This window comes from Sphingobium sp. EM0848 (assembly GCF_013375555.1).
Taxonomy (GTDB): Bacteria; Pseudomonadota; Alphaproteobacteria; order Sphingomonadales; family Sphingomonadaceae; genus Sphingobium.
This window is the reverse complement of the sequence record NZ_JABXWB010000005.1, coordinates 171,243-185,687: the sequence shown is the minus strand read 5'-3', so window position 1 is coordinate 185,687 and position 14,445 is coordinate 171,243. Positions and strand designations below refer to the sequence as shown.

16 protein-coding genes are annotated in these 14,445 nt (G+C 58.6%); 8 read left to right on the top strand and 8 right to left on the bottom strand.

What is annotated here, in order from left to right; translation table 11 throughout:
- Positions 1–104 precede the first annotated feature (104 nt).
- Both HUK73_RS19165 and HUK73_RS19160 read right to left on the bottom strand, forming a co-directional pair.
- A complete protein-coding gene (locus HUK73_RS19165) occupies positions 105–425 on the bottom strand; it encodes a hypothetical protein (RefSeq protein WP_176593469.1) in 321 nt (106 codons plus the stop codon).
- 40 nt (positions 426–465) lie between these two features.
- Positions 466–825 carry a hypothetical protein gene (locus tag HUK73_RS19160; protein ID WP_176593468.1) on the bottom strand — a complete coding sequence of 120 codons (360 nt, stop codon included), beginning with the start codon at positions 823–825 and terminating at the stop codon, positions 466–468.
- A 131-nt stretch (positions 826–956) separates the two neighbouring features.
- On the opposite strand from HUK73_RS19160, the gene HUK73_RS19155 reads away from it, so the two are divergent.
- A complete protein-coding gene (locus HUK73_RS19155; protein WP_176593467.1) occupies positions 957–1,295 on the top strand; it encodes a hypothetical protein in 339 nt (112 codons plus the stop codon).
- 375 nt (positions 1,296–1,670) lie between these two features.
- On the opposite strand, the gene HUK73_RS19150 is transcribed toward HUK73_RS19155, so the two are convergent.
- The 3 genes from HUK73_RS19150 to HUK73_RS19140 all read right to left on the bottom strand — a co-directional run bounded on the left by HUK73_RS19150 (position 1,671) and on the right by HUK73_RS19140 (position 3,245).
- A complete protein-coding gene (locus tag HUK73_RS19150; protein WP_176593466.1) occupies positions 1,671–2,357 on the bottom strand; it encodes a CDP-alcohol phosphatidyltransferase family protein in 687 nt (228 codons plus the stop codon).
- A 90-nt stretch (positions 2,358–2,447) separates the two neighbouring features.
- Positions 2,448–2,684, bottom strand: a complete 237-nt coding sequence (locus HUK73_RS19145) for a hypothetical protein (RefSeq protein WP_176593465.1) — start codon at positions 2,682–2,684, stop codon at positions 2,448–2,450.
- A 354-nt stretch (positions 2,685–3,038) separates the two neighbouring features.
- Complete coding sequence (locus HUK73_RS19140; protein WP_176593464.1) at positions 3,039–3,245, bottom strand: cold-shock protein; 207 nt, start codon at positions 3,243–3,245, stop codon at positions 3,039–3,041.
- Between the two features lie 173 nt (positions 3,246–3,418).
- Here HUK73_RS19140 and HUK73_RS19135 point away from each other — a divergent pair, with 173 nt between their 5' ends.
- Positions 3,419–4,573 (top strand): IS4 family transposase, encoded by a 1,155-nt coding sequence (locus HUK73_RS19135; protein ID WP_176590506.1) that lies wholly within the window; start codon positions 3,419–3,421, stop codon positions 4,571–4,573.
- A gap of 112 nt (positions 4,574–4,685) precedes the next feature.
- Here the strand turns inward: HUK73_RS19135 and HUK73_RS19130 are convergent, their stop codons facing one another.
- Positions 4,686–5,540, bottom strand: a complete 855-nt coding sequence (locus tag HUK73_RS19130) for a spermidine synthase (protein WP_255326434.1) — start codon at positions 5,538–5,540, stop codon at positions 4,686–4,688.
- Positions 5,541–5,543: 3 nt separating this feature from the next.
- Between HUK73_RS19130 and HUK73_RS19125 the strand changes: the two genes are divergently transcribed.
- Positions 5,544–5,858: a hypothetical protein gene (locus HUK73_RS19125; RefSeq protein ID WP_176593463.1), complete on the top strand. Its 315-nt coding sequence runs from the start codon at positions 5,544–5,546 to the stop codon at positions 5,856–5,858.
- Positions 5,859–6,083: 225 nt separating this feature from the next.
- On the opposite strand, the gene HUK73_RS19120 is transcribed toward HUK73_RS19125, so the two are convergent.
- Complete coding sequence (locus HUK73_RS19120; RefSeq protein ID WP_176593462.1) at positions 6,084–6,755, bottom strand: tetratricopeptide repeat protein; 672 nt, start codon at positions 6,753–6,755, stop codon at positions 6,084–6,086.
- 466 nt (positions 6,756–7,221) lie between these two features.
- Between HUK73_RS19120 and groL the strand changes: the two genes are divergently transcribed.
- The 3 genes from groL (at position 7,222) to HUK73_RS19105 (ending at position 9,726) form a co-directional block, all read left to right on the top strand.
- Positions 7,222–8,847 (top strand): chaperonin GroEL, encoded by a 1,626-nt coding sequence (groL, locus tag HUK73_RS19115; protein WP_176593461.1) that lies wholly within the window; start codon positions 7,222–7,224, stop codon positions 8,845–8,847.
- Between the two features lie 136 nt (positions 8,848–8,983).
- Entirely contained in the window at positions 8,984–9,439 is a 456-nt protein-coding gene (locus tag HUK73_RS19110; RefSeq protein ID WP_176593460.1) for a hypothetical protein, read from the top strand.
- A 101-nt stretch (positions 9,440–9,540) separates the two neighbouring features.
- Positions 9,541–9,726: a hypothetical protein gene (locus tag HUK73_RS19105; protein WP_176593459.1), complete on the top strand. Its 186-nt coding sequence runs from the start codon at positions 9,541–9,543 to the stop codon at positions 9,724–9,726.
- 273 nt (positions 9,727–9,999) lie between these two features.
- Here HUK73_RS19105 and HUK73_RS19100 read toward each other — a convergent pair whose 3' ends face one another.
- Positions 10,000–10,647 carry a TetR/AcrR family transcriptional regulator gene (locus HUK73_RS19100; RefSeq protein WP_176593458.1) on the bottom strand — a complete coding sequence of 216 codons (648 nt, stop codon included), beginning with the start codon at positions 10,645–10,647 and terminating at the stop codon, positions 10,000–10,002.
- A 221-nt stretch (positions 10,648–10,868) separates the two neighbouring features.
- Here HUK73_RS19100 and HUK73_RS19095 point away from each other — a divergent pair, with 221 nt between their 5' ends.
- Both HUK73_RS19095 and HUK73_RS19090 read left to right on the top strand, forming a co-directional pair.
- On the top strand, positions 10,869–12,164 hold the full coding sequence (locus HUK73_RS19095) for a DUF1214 domain-containing protein (protein WP_255326433.1): 1,296 nt from the start codon (positions 10,869–10,871) through the stop codon (positions 12,162–12,164).
- Between the two features lie 29 nt (positions 12,165–12,193).
- Positions 12,194–14,392, top strand: a complete 2,199-nt coding sequence (locus HUK73_RS19090; RefSeq protein ID WP_176593457.1) for a TonB-dependent receptor — start codon at positions 12,194–12,196, stop codon at positions 14,390–14,392.
- The last annotated feature ends 53 nt before the right edge of the window (positions 14,393–14,445 follow it).

The window sequence follows — 14,445 nt, the reverse complement described above, 5'->3', positions numbered from 1 at the left end:
CCACGATGGCCCGACCGAAGAACGCGCGAAGGGAGGTCGACCCTTTGCCGCCATTCAGCCGGCGATTTTTGATCTCCACGTGCAGACCGGCGGCTTTCGCCCCGCTAGTCGCCGTTGGCATCGACCGTGAAAATCATCGTCTTGCCTCGTGACGCTGGATCCCATCCAGCCAACAACGCCGCCCGTACCCCCCTTGCGGCAATCGCGTCGTTGATGTGGGAACGCCCCTTGGGCAATCCTTTCATCAGGCGCTTGGGTGTTGGAAATTCGAGCACGGCCTCGCGCGGCATACCCTGCGCGCACAATGAGACAGTCATGCCCTTCCACCCATCGTCAGAGGATAGCCGGGGCTCGCTCAGGAGCCGCCAATCAAATTTGGATCCGTCGATTTCAACAGTGCCGCCAAGGCTACGGGTATTGGACATGCAACGGCCCTAGCATGCCGACGGCGGCACTTCATCCTTTTCACTGATGGTGCAGCGTCTTCTCGAACCCCTCATTTGCCTTCGTCATCTTGACGAGCCTCCTGAGGTAGCTGCGCACATGCCGCTCGAACCGGACATCGTCATGGATGCTCGTCGCCGGGTATTCGTCCTGGCCGATCAGTTCCTTAAGGCGTCTGGCGAACGCAGCTTGTTCATTCGTGCAATCGACAGTCTTCAACACGCGGCAAACCCACTCTTCGGCAGCGGCTTTGTCATAATCGTCCCGCGCCTCATAGCCGCGCCGGTCCGCCGCCGCCTGATCCAGCCTCGATGCTTCGAACCGGCGCTCCAGCCATTTGCGGACCCGTTCGCCATCCCACGGTTTCAATGGTTCTGTCATCGCTGTTTCCCATCCCGATTTTTTGGCAAGAGGCCGATTTTCGGCAAAGAGCCGATTTATGAACTTGCCAGTATGATGCTGGCGTTCGCATCGCTATAGCCGAACCGAAATCAAGGCAGTTAATTCAATCTATGGCCCGCAAGCGTTCGAGACACGATCCCTATGATCATCTTCCGCAGGAAGACGAAGCTCCAGAAGCGCCGGTGGCCTGCTGGCTATGCGGCCGCCCGACCGGCAAGACCATCGTCTGGCATCACCCCATACCCAAGAGCCGTGGCGGTCGCGATGTCGTGCCGATGCATTCCATCTGCCAGCAGACGCTGATTGCCAATTTCACCAATTCCGAACTGCAGCGCTACGGGATGGAGGTGGCGGGTCTGCTGGAAAATCCGAATGTTCGCAAATTCGTTGACTGGGTCGCGAACAAGGATCCGGACTTCACGGCGACCATCGCAAAGAAGCAACGCTGATTGCGGTGATCATCGGCCCAATAGGGCCTCATTCGTGTACAAGTCTGATGGTCACATTGCCTTCGACCCGGCTAACCTAAACGCCATGGCTGGCCGATGACGAACGACGGCTTTTGAGACTGAACGATTTCCCGTGAATGGGCAGGATTGAGCGCGAAGTTGTCTCCCAGGCCTCGCATCCGCCGTCGACCCTTTGCGGCCGTTCCCTTGGAAATTTCGTGTTTCAGATTGTTGCCGTTCGTTAATGTGATTGTGGATGCCTATTTTGAGCGGCACGGCTGATCGTGCTGAGCTCGGCTCGACAAATTGTCCTTGGCGAATGCTGGACCGAAAACAGCCGCTACAGGCTGTTTCCTGGAACAAGTGATAGCTGAACTATCTATGCTTGGAGTCCTGCTGGGCCAGCCGTCGCCCGGTCACAAGCGTCTGGGCAATGAACAGAATGATGAGGATAGCGCCCACCGTTCCCACGAAAATATCGAAGCCCGACCACGACCCGAACAGGCCCGGCCCGAAACCAAGTTTCATCATCATGATGGTCAAGGTGATCAGCATCAGCCGAAGCTCGGTCGGACCGGCCGAGAGGTAGGAAAGCTTGAACTCCCCCAGCACGCGGGCAGAGAGATAGGCATGGATCGACAGCAGCAAATAGCCTGCCAGTGCGATCATGGCGACATCCATCGTCACGAACGGACTGAGGCCCATCCCCGCCAGGATCAGCAACACCACCAACCCGTCGCAGCTATGATCGATGAAATAACCATAGGAAGGCCGCTCTATATGGCGATAGCGCGCCAGACTGCCGTCCATCGAGTCACCGAACCATTGTACGACGTAACCCGCAATCGCGAGAAGGAGCCATGCGGAGCCGAAATTACTCGCCGTATATCCCGCAAAAGTCATGAACGCACCGATCACGCCCAGCAGAGTCAATAAATCCGGTGTTACCCATGCGGGCATTCGGCTGCAAAGCCAGGTGAGGAGCTTCCGCTCGGCATCGGCCAGAAAATTCTGCTGGATTCTGTCCAGCCCGGTAGAAGCGCCCTGCAATGGATCTGTCATATGCCCTTATCGGGGAAGAAACGCCCGAGGGCAATGCGAACGAGCGCAAAGCGGTGATGCGGGGCCAGACGAGGATATGCCTAGCCCAGATCAGGAAGCCACTTTACGGGTAGCCAACACAAGCTCGACGGCAGCGAGCCCCTCATCGCTGGCAATGGCCAGATCGAGGGGCCTTCCTCCCAGGCTTTCGTCATGGCCGTTCAGAAAGCTGATCGCGTCAGCCTGTCCCAGCGTCAAAAAGGCTGCCTGGGATACGCGTCCCTGACGTTTCGCCTGTTCGTCCGACAGGCGGGGAGTACTGAAATTCTTCCTGAAACGGCTATTCACGGACGAAACTCCTCCGGGGAAATCTCGGATCGGCCTTAGCCGACCATTTCGGCGACGATCTTCTGCAGATCTTGCCGGGATAGCACAGCGGCGCGTGGCACCGGTTTGACGTAGAGCAGAGAATTAATGGGTTTTCTGATAAAATTTCTTAGATTGTTTATGTTCATGATATTCCTGGCGCATAATATGGGCGCCGTTAAAGAGATTTGTGGATCGCCAAGATCGTATCGATCCAGCATTTCCGGTCCGTGCTGCCCATTGCGGGCGATATACCCGCTCCAGGCGGACGGAGGAATAAGAAGGCCAATGGTCTTCCTGTCCCTCCGCCTTGGCTGATCTGGAAATCGCCGCAGTTCAGAGGGATTCCAGGTTCACCGCAGATTGCTTGCCGCGACGATCCGTTTCGATCTCGTAGCTGAGCCGCTGATCCTTGTGCAGCGTCGCCATGCCTGCGCGTTCAACCGCGCTGATATGCACGAAGCTGTCATTCCCGCCATCTTCGGGCGCGATGAAGCCATAGCCTTTGTCTGCATTGAAAAATTTGACGGTGCCGATAGGCATAAATGTTTCCCTTCACGAAAACAGGTTACCCGCTTGTAAAAAGCGCAAGCGGAGCTGGTAGCGAGAGAAAGGAAAAGTGTACCTACAGGCCTCAGGCATCCCCTCATTTTTGAGATGACGTAGGGCAGGAAAGATGATTCAGCATCTCCGTGTCGAAGGGGGATCAGATTGAGATGAGCGGCAAGGCGAAGTTTTCTTCTGAGGCGGTGCATTCCTTTGTCGACGAACTTTTTGGCGCGGACCTGCACGCGAAGCGGGTGACATCGCTGGCGAAGGCGACGGTGGGCACGTTGCAGGCGTCGTCGCTGGCGGTGAGCGCGATTGGCCACGGTCTCGCACTGGCCCAGGGAGGGCTGTCGCGTCACGCGATCAAGCAGGTCGACCGGATGCTGTCGAATGACGGGATCGATGTCGACGCGCTGATGGCCGACTGGGCCGGCTATTGCCTGGGTAGCCGCACCGAGATCGCCGTCGCCATGGACTGGACCGACTTCGATGCCGACGGGCACTCGACCCTGATGCTGTCGCTGCTTACCGAGCATGGCCGGGCAACGCCGCTACTGTGGTTGACGGTACGCAAGGCGGAGCTGAAAGAGCGGCGCAATCACTATGAATATTGGATCGTCACCCGGCTTGCCGAGCTCTTGCCGACAGAAGTGAAGGTGCTGCTCGTCGCCGATCGCGGCTTTGGCGACACCAAGCTCTACGGCGTCCTCAAGGACGAGTTGCACTTCGACTATGTCATCCGCTTTCGTGGCAACATCAAGGTGACGGCCGCCGGTGAGTGCCGTCCGGCAAAGGAGTGGCTCGGCCCATCGGGACGTGCCAGGCTGTTGCGCGAGGCCACGGTCACGGCGCAGGGTTGCCCCGTCGGGGCGGTCGTGTGCGTCCAGGCCAAGGATATGAAAGAGCCGTGGTGCCTCGCGACCAGCTTGACCACGGTGACGGCCAAGACCCTCATTGATCTTTACTCGCGGCGCTGGGGCATCGAATGCTCGTTTCGCGATGCCAAGGACTGGCGGTTCGGGATGGGCATGTCGGCAACCCGCGTCTCCACGCCCGCCCGGCGCGACAGGCTGTGGCTGATCGCCGCTCTCGCCATTGTCCTCCTGACCGTGCTCGGCGCCGCCGGCGAGGCCATCGGCTACGACCGCCATCTGCGCACCAGCACGACATCGCGACGCGTGCATTCACTCTTCCGGCAGGGCGTGATGTACTATCAACTCATCCCCAACATGCCCGAGGAAAGACTACGCCCTCTCATCCTACAGTTCGAGAACCTTATCCGCCACCATCAGCTCCTCAAACGGACTTTCGGAATCATTTGAATGAGGGGATTCATGAGCCTACAGGCACCAAATTCCGTCGCAGGCGACGATAGCGCCATTAAAATGGGCTGCCTGCCCCATTTAGTCAATGGTTGCACGAAAATGACCAGGATCAGGCAGCGGCAACGATCTCTGCGCCCGGTTTGGAAGCGAACCAGATACTGTGCCAATCATCGACACAGCCCGCCGATGCAGGCAGCTTTGTTTCCTCAACGGCAAAGCCCGCTTTCTCAAGCCTTTCGAAAAATTCCAGATCGGAATAGGCCGACCATACCGCCAGTACTCCTTTCGGACGTAAGGCCGTATAGGCAGCGCGTAGCCCCCAGTCACAGTAAAGGCGGTCGTTCGCAGGGGTTATGAAGCCATCAGGACCATTGTCGACATCCAGAAGAATCGCGTCGAAACGGTCTGCCTGCTCCGAGATGACGTCATGAACGTCGGCAAGCTGGAGTGATACGCGAGGATCGGACAGGTTGGTGCCGAAAAGATGCGCCAGATGCCCATGCGCCCAAGTCACGATCCGGGGCACCAGTTCGGCGACCACCACTGACGAGGATGGCGCCCAGTTGGCAAGCACCGCGCCCAGCGTAAATCCCATGCCGAGGCCACCAACCAGCACATGCCCATCGTTGCGCGTCAGGCGCTGACAGGTCAGCGTTGCCAGCGCCTGCTCCGAGACATGATTGCGGCTCCCCATGAGTTCGTCCTTGCCAAACTGGATCGAAAAATCCTCGCCGCATTTGAGAAGATGCAACAGTCCCCCACCCGGAATTTCCGCGATGTCCACCACTTCGACAGGAGGTTCGGCCCTACGAGATTGATGCCTTGCCTTTGCATTTTGATCCTGGAACAGCGGCAAATCCGTCGATACCGCAAGCCCGGCAGATGTGGCTGTTACCTCTGTCCCCTCAGCGCTGGGATGGGTACGGCACGAGCGCCGCTTGTTCGAGGTACGACGCTGATCCATGCAATGCCTATCACGTTCGAAATCATTCGCGACGTCGACCAGCATGGCGTTCATTACGCGGTGATGGCTCCTCATGCCCATGTTTTCCGCGAGCTGGCAAGAGCCACCTCCTCTTTGAGCGACGCCAATATGATTTGCGAGCCGCCAAAAGGCGATCCCAATTTCATCTCGACTCTCGGTTCGAAAATCGCGTTCCTATTGAGAATGCCGTTAAGCCGCAGCTCCCCGTCTATCGGCAAGATCCCGGTGATCTGTTGGCCATTGGAAATCCAAAGTCTGTGCCCGGATAGCGGAGGTCAGGCTTTGGCCGGAATGTAGAGATTCGGCGCCGCCATGCCAGCTTAGGCTGATCTTAAACCTCGCCGGAAGAAGGGGCTCCCCTTTGCAAGCGATCCTCTCTACATCCCTCGAATGCTCCAGATCCTCATCGATGCTGACGCTTGTCCGGTAAAAGACGAGACCTACAAGGTCGCGTGGCGGTATGATGTACCTGTCATCGTCGTCAGCAACAGTCCGATCAGGGTTCCGACGCATCCACTCGTCTCACGCGTGGTAGCGGGTGCCGGACACGCCGGGGAACAGGAAATCGGGATTGGTGCGCCCATTACGGTGGCAGGTCGAGCAGGAAAGCCCTAATCGTCGGGCCTCTCCCCCCAGCAGAGCGGGCGTACGAAACGCCGCCCGGCCGATATTGACCGAGAGCGCGGCTTTCTCGTCCGCAGGGAACGCCAAGCAGGCGCTGGGTTCGCGGGTCAGCGCCGTAATTGGTACACCCGGCGCAAGCCAGCGCGCATCGCGCAACGGCAAACTACCGACCGACCTAGGTGACGTATCGACCACCAATCCAGGCGGTGGGGCATCCTGATCCAGTGCCACCGAGACGGCGGCAATCGCTGCCCGCAGATCAGCCGTATCCGTACATATGTCCTTACATTCCGCCGCCCGCGCATCAAGCAGAGCCAGGGTTGAGCGGGCCTCATCCTTCCGCCCCAGCCGGGCGGCCAAGACGCTACGCTGCTGAAGCGCCACAACCATCCCGGGATTGAGGCGCACTGCCTCTTCAAATGACTTGAGGCCACCTTTCAAATCTTGGCTTCCGACCCGCGCGAGACCGGCCACATAATGGGTGTTGGCATCCTGTGCTGACGTCGTGATCAACTGGTCGGCCATGCGCTGGGCCTGATCGTAATCGCCTGCATCGAGAGCGGAAATCACAGATCCCAAGCCATATGCCGGACCGCTTGCATGGGACTTCCCAGCAGCCGCATAGCGGTTACCGCGCTCCCCTGCGGCCACGGATTCTCGCGCTCCAGTATAGCACCCGCTCAGAGTCGCCGCGAACGCCGCAGCGGCCAGGATGCCCCGCAATTCGCCCGGCATCTCTCCGACTTCATTTCAGGCAAAAACTATATCATGGCAGCGTAACGGATGGCCAGACAGCACTCACGACCACATCGCAAACACCGGCTTATCTCCCCCGCTCGCGCGAGGCAGCGGGGAAAAGCTCCCGGCTGACATTCGGCAACCGGGTCAAGCTTGTTATTCATTCCGGCAGGGCGCATATCAGGTTCATCGGCGCTTTGATTTGAAACTGCCTGCTCGCAAATTGGTAGCACTGGCTTCCGCTTGTGAAAGCAACAATCTGGTCGCAGACCAGCGCCAGGAAGGTCGGGCTTAAGCCATGACAGCCAAAGACGTGAAATTCGCGCACGAGGCCCGTGAAAGCATTGCGCGCGGTGTCGACATCCTCGCCGATGCCGTGCGCGTGACGCTTGGTCCCAAAGGACGCAACGTTCTTATAAACAGGAGCTTCGGGGCACCCCGGATCACCAAGGACGGCGTCACTGTCGCCAAGGAAATGGAATTCACGAACAAGTTTGAGAATATGGGTGCGCAGATGATCCGCGCTGTCGCGTCCAGAGCGCATGATCATGCTGGAGACGGCACCACGACGGCGACCGTCCTGGCTCAGGCGATCGTCCGGGAAGGGTTGAAGTCGGTATCGGCCGGTATCGATCCAATGGACCTCAAACGCGGCATCGACCTTGCCGTCACCGCCGTCGTCGCCGAACTCAGTGCCCGGTCCAAATCTGTATCGAACAATCAGGAAATTGCCCAGGTCGGCATCGTTTCGGCCAATGGCGATGAGGTCGTCGGCAACCGGATTGCCGAGGCGATGGAAAAGGTCGGCAAGGAAGGCATCATCACCATCGAGGAGGCGGCCGGTGTCGAGTTCGAGTTGGATATGGTCGAGGGCATGCAGTTCGATCGCGGCTATCTGTCGCCCTATTTCATCACGAACAGCGAGAAGATGTCGGTCGAACTGGAAGACCCCGTTATCCTGTTCCACGAAAAGAAGATGGGTAATATCCAGACGGTCCTTCCCGTTCTGGAGGTGGTCGCGAAATCAGGCCGTTCGCTGGTCATCATCGCCGAGGATGTCGAGAGGGAGGTGCTGTCGACGCTGGTCGTCAACAAGGTGCGTGGGGGGCTGAAGGTCGCCGCGGTCAAGGCGCCGGGTTTTGGCGATCGTCGCAAGGCGATGCTTGAGGATCTGGCCATATTGACGGGTAGCGCTGTCGTCACCGAGGATCTTGGCATCAGGCTGGAGGATGTCACGTTGGACATGCTCGGCACCGCTAAGCGCATGACGATCACCAAGGATAACAGCACGATCGTTGCCGGCGCAGGCAGTCCGGAGACGATCAAGGCACGTATCGCGGCACTCCAGGCGCAGATCGAAGCCACCACGAGCGATTATGATAGGGAAAAGCTGCAGGAACGTCTCGCCAAACTGTCCGGTGGCGTAGCCGTCATCAAGGTCGGCGGGTCATCCGAACTGGAAGTTAAGGAACGGAAGGATCGGGTGGAGGATGCTCTGCACGCGACCCGCGCGGCGGTGGAGGAAGGCATATTGCCCGGTGGTGGAACGGCCCTTTTCTATGCGTCGAAGGCGCTGGATGGCCTTGATCCTGTCAATGACGACCAGCGGCGCGGCATCGACATCATCCGCAGCGCGCTGCAGGCGCCGCTCCGCCAGATTGCGGAGAATGCCGGATATGACGGTGGCGTGGTTGCCGGTCGATTGATGGACGGGAAGGACGAAAATCTGGGCTTCAATGCCCAGAGTGAACAGTATGAGAACCTCTTCCAGTCCGGTGTCATCGATCCCACCAAGGTTATCCGCACGGCCTTGCAGGACGCCGCCTCCATCGCCGGGCTGCTGATTACCACCGAAGCGGCGGTTGCCGAACTGGGAGCCGACAGGGGCGGTCCGCAAGCCATGGCATCCGCGGCGGGTTTCTAAAGCGACGTCGAGGAGAACATATATCACGCGCGGATCGGGCGACAGAGTTCGCTTGCCCTAGAAATCGCTAGCATATGCAGCTATTCCAGCCGATATTGCCCCAGCATCACTTGGTCTGCCTGCAGGATGTGCATTAATGCTGAGCCAGCCGGAGCAGGCCATCTTAAACCTCGAGCGGGCACGAGAGCTGCGTGCTTCGGGCATCTCCTATCGGGAGATAGGTCGCAAACTGGCGCTTACTCCCAGCCAGATCGGCCACATTCGTCGGGCCCTGAGCCGGGCGAAGGCGGCGCAAACAAGGTTGCACTCAACCAAGCCAAACGCGACGGATCGCGATCTGCCAGTCACCCAGTCCGTTCTGCCCTTCGGGCTACGGCAGCATTTGAAGGCCTTGGGTTATCGGACGCTGGGTGATCTGGCGGACAGCCTTGCCGATCCCGATTTCCCCGGACTGGAAAGGCTGCCGGGTATCGGTCCGCATAGAGCTCGGCTGGTGAGGGCACTATTGGATCATTTCGGCCTGCTCCCTGGCCCTCACGATCTACAGGCAGCGGTCGAGGCCCTTTTCCCAGAATTTCAGGATGGAGGTTAGCCAAATCCGGATAAGCCAGCCCACCGGTCCAATCGCTGGATCGACTGGTGCAAAATGACAGTGTCCTGGCTAAGAAGACGTTTTTGTAAATAAGGGCTTCCATGAACGGATATGTAGAATTCGAAACCCCCGAAGGGGACGCCGTCGCCATCAATGCAGATCGTGTTAACTTTGTACGGCGATACAGAAGAGGCAGCGATGCCAGCGCGGTGAATTTTGAGAAGGGAAATTACATCGTGGTGAAGGGAAGCCTCAGCGAGGTGATGAAAGCACTTGCCGATGCCTAGCTTCCTTCTGTGATCGACCCATCTTTGCCGCTCATGGGCGAATTCCGCGTTCCGGTTTCCTGCCATTCATTCATGGTCCCACATGACATCGAGACATAGCCCAGACTGGCCGTTTGCCGGTTGGCAGTTTTATGGAATCAACGGGTAGATAGCAGTCATCCTCGGATGATCGGGTCACGTTGATGGAAAACTCTTTCCGTCGGCCGTCAGTGAGCGAGGCCGCAAATCCTGGATGCACAAACTGGTTCGGGCGGAGCTAATCATGACCGCCGTTTATTGGACGTTCAGAACGGCCCGGGCCGTCTTACGCAGTACCGATTTGAAGATCATCACTTCGTTGGGATCATCTGGCCGGTATGGCCGCTCGCTTCCCAATTGCTCCGGATTGCAGACATAGTGGAGAATGCTGCCGCTGAGCAGGTTGACGAGATACATGGAATTGACGTCCGCGAAGCGCCCAGCCGCGATGCCTTCCGCGATGGTGGTACGCAACAACTGAAGCGCGTTGCCTGAATAGGCTTCGGGCGGCTCGTCACCGACAGAAGGCGTGGCGCAGTTGCGCAGGATCAGTCTCGCCGCCGTGGGCCGACCAACCATGAAGTCGAGCCAGGTTTCAACGAGCAACATCAGCTTTTCCCAAGGGTCGATGACGCCATCGAGGCGCGTCTGCGTCAGGCTGACGAGGCTATGATGGATTTCCTGGCTCAACTCCTCGAACAACCGCTGCTTGCTCGGGAAATAATAGAAGATCGCGGCCCGCTTGATGCCGACGTCGTCGGCGATCGTCTCGAGGCGCGCGGCGTCATAGCCCAACCCGGCAAAGCTTGCCTCCGCAGCCCTCAGGATGCTGAGGCGAGTGACCTCACCCTTGGAAAGTTTGCGCGACGAGGAGTCGCCCCGGCTGGAAGCGTTGGATAGCATGCCAAGGATCATGCCAACGGTGGGTATGGGGGTCAAATCAATTCGTCAGTAAGTTAGCTAGCTCGTTTAACACCATGAAAAATCAACAAAAATATAGTTATATATACGCCAAACCAGAGCAGGTTCATATTTTTCTACTTGCTAATCAGTAATTTTCTAATCAACTTGGCGTACCAAGAGCAGAAAAGCGTCGGCATGGGCGCAAACTGGGGAGGGCTGTCATGGAAAACATGTTCGGAAATCCGTTAAATCTGTCGCGCCGCCACCTTTTTGCCGGCGGTGGGCTTGCCGCTTTTGCGGGTCTGGCCGGCCTGGCCGAGGCAGCGGATACTGTCGCGCCTGGCCTGGACGAGACTCTGTTGGCGGAATTCGACGCGGTGCTGCGACGGACCCAGGAGGCTGCAAAGCTGGCTTTTGCGCGAAGTTCGGCCCGACGCCCGCTCGATCGGGCGACGGGCCTCCTGCACATTCTCAACAATCTTTCACTGGGCCTCGCATTCCATATCCACGATTGCGATCCGCAGCACCCCGAGCTGTTTCGCTATATGGGGCCAGACAGAAAGCAGGGTGGCGACAATCAGGATGCCCTCTATCTGGGTTTCGCCGTCGATGCAGTTCACACCTACCGCCTGTATGGCAACCGGGGTACGACCAAGCACATCTCGATCACCACTGTCGAGCACGGCCCCACACCATGGGGTGGGGCGATGGGGGCGGCGCTGTTTGGTCGCGATCTTAAGGCAGACGAAAATGGCGATTTTGAAATCATCCTGAGCGCCACGCCCCATGCCGGCAACTGGATCAAACTGTCTCCGCGCGATTTCCGCGTAACGATCCGGCAGTTCTTCGCCGATTGGGAAAATGAGCGGCCGATGCGGTTGCGTGTCGAACTTATAGGCGAAACGCTGCCGCCGCCGGTCATGAGCACGGAGCGAATCATGTCCGGCCTGCGCGCGACGGGCGAGTGGATCGAAAGCACGATCAGCTTCTGGCAGCAGACTATGGACATGTTCAGGCGCACGCCCAACCAGTTCGTGAGCTGGCGCAAGCTGACGGGCGATAAGGTCAATGCGACGCCCGGCGGCGACCCGGCCTGCGGTTATTGGAACGTGCCCGTCGGCCAGGCGCTCATCATGCGGACCCGGCCACCGCAATGCGAATTCTGGAACATCGAATTCAACAATCCATGGTGGGAAACCATGGACTATCGCTACCGGCTTTCGGGCACGAACATGCACCATGCCGTGCTGGAGGATGACGGGCAGCTCATCGCGGTCATCGCCCATGAGGATCCCGGCGTACCCAATTGGTTCGACACATCGGGTTTCGTCGAAGGCATGGTCGGCCGCCGCTGGATCTTCGCTGACACGTTGCCCGAGATCGAATGCCAGCTCGTCCCGCACGAAAAATTGTTCGATCATCTGCCCAAGGGCGTGAAGCGCATCACGCCAGATGGGCGGCGCGAGCAGATGGCCGCGCGACGGCGCGGGATTTACAACCGATTCAACTGGATGTGACCGGGTTCATCACGGCGGGGAGAAGGAATATGTTCAAGAAGATAATGGTCGCGGCCCTGGCAAGCACGACCTGGCATACGCCATCGCAAGCGCAGACCCTGCCCGAGCAAACGGGCGCAGGCTCCGGGGTCGATGAGATCGTCGTCACCGCGCAGAAGCGGGAGCAGAATCTACAGGATGTGCCGATCGCGATTTCGGCCCTGTCGCCCGCTTATCTCGAAAAGCGCCAGATCACGTCCGTGGCCGATCTCAGCGGCCTCGCACCCAATCTCAAGGTCGATACCGCCGGCGGCAACCGGACGTCGTCGATCATCGCGATACGCGGCGGCGTCCAGGGCAATCCGCAGCTTTATTTCGAACCGTCTGTCGGCATGTACATGGACGGCATCTACATCGCGAAGGCACAAGGGTCGCTCTTCGACGTTGCCGACATCGAACGGATCGAGGTGCTGCGCGGGCCGCAAGGTACGCTTTACGGTCGCAATGCGATCGCCGGGGCGCTCAACATCGTCACCAGGAAACCCAGTGGCGAGCTCAGCGGCAAGGTAGAGGCGTCATACGGCAATTATGATTATCGGCGGGTGCGCGGGACCATCGATCTGCCGCGGCTCGGCATCTTCAGTGCCAAGCTGTCGGGGCAGATCGTCAAACGCGATGGTTTCTATCACGTCGCCGGGAACGCCTTCACCGATGAAGCGCAGACACTCGATTCCAAAAGCGGCATGGTGCAACTGCGTGCGGAGCCGTTTGACGCGCTCACACTCGACTACACGTTCGACATCAGCGTCAACGATCAGCAGGCGAGCGCCGCCCAGGCCGTGTCCGGCACCGGCACGCTCGCTCCCTATGTCCTGCCGCGCAGGCGAATGCGCGATGTCAGTTTCGACAGCCCCAATTTCGAATATGCCAAGAATTGGGGCCATGCGCTGACGGCAACGTTCGATCTGGGCGACCTGGGCACACTGAAATCCATAACCGCGCAGCGCAAGCAGAAATACAGGGATGCGCTAGATCTTGACGGAACACCGGTCGCGCTGGCGCTTTCCTCGCGGGATTCGCGATACAAGCAGTTCAGTCAGGAATTCCAGCTCACCGGGAAGGTTGATCGGCTGAATTATGTGCTCGGCGCTTATTATTTCGATGATGATGGATTTGTTTTCAATCCCCAGTCCTTTTTCTCCGGGCTGTCCAATACGGATTCCCGCTTCGGCTTCACCACCAAGGCTTATGCCGCCTATGCCCAGTTCGACTACAGGATCACCGATGCCCTGACCCTGACCGGCGGGCTGCGCTACACGCATGAAAAGAAGGCGGTGGAACGCTATCTCGCCCGTCTGACGGCCGCCGGGCCGGTTGTCGTCGTGAATTTGCCCGAAGGAACCACGCCACCAGCCAAATTCGAAAAGATCTCCCCCACGGCTACGCTGGCTTATGAGTTCGGCCCCAATCTAAATATCTATGCGCGCTACGCGCAGGGCTTTCGCAGCGGCGGGTTCAATGCGACCGCCAGCACCAAGGCCGACGTGCAACGCGTGTTCAAGCCGCAGGTGCAAAATACCTACGAACTGGGCTTCAAGTCGCGACTGCTCGACAACAGGTTGCAGCTCAACATTGCCGCCTTCCAGAATGATGTGAGCGACCTCCAGCTATCGGTGTTCGTGCCCGGCCTCTCTGCCTCCAGCATTCTTGTCAACGCCGGTAAAGCACGCATTCGCGGCCTTGAGATCGAGGCCGTCGCGAAACCGAGCGACAGGCTGATGGTTCAGGCCAGCGTCGGTTATCTGCACAGCAAATATCTCCAATATCTGGATGCTGGCGTTGATGTTGCCGACAATCGCGCTTTCCCGCACGCGCCCAAATATACCGTTTCGACCAGCGTCGACTGGCGGGCGATGGAGAGCAATTTGGGTAAGCTCAACCTGATCGTCGATTTCAACATGATGTCGGATTATTATGTTTCGCCCAGCCCGCTGGTGCCGACCTCGCCGACGCAGACCGCTGCGGCGTTTACGCAAAGCCCCGGTCGCACCATGCTCGATGCGCGGGCCGTGCTGAGCGAAATTCCGATCGGTTCGGCAACCGGCACGCTATCGCTTTGGGGGCGCAACCTGTTGAACGAGGATAACCCCAATTTCTTCATCGACTATGGCGCCAATTTCCAAAGGCTGACGACAGCCTATTTCCCCGATCCACGGACCTATGGTGTGACGCTGGGACTTCGGTTCTGAAGATCATCTCCAAGCCATGCTCTCGTCCTAGGCCGCTTTCCAATGGAGCAATC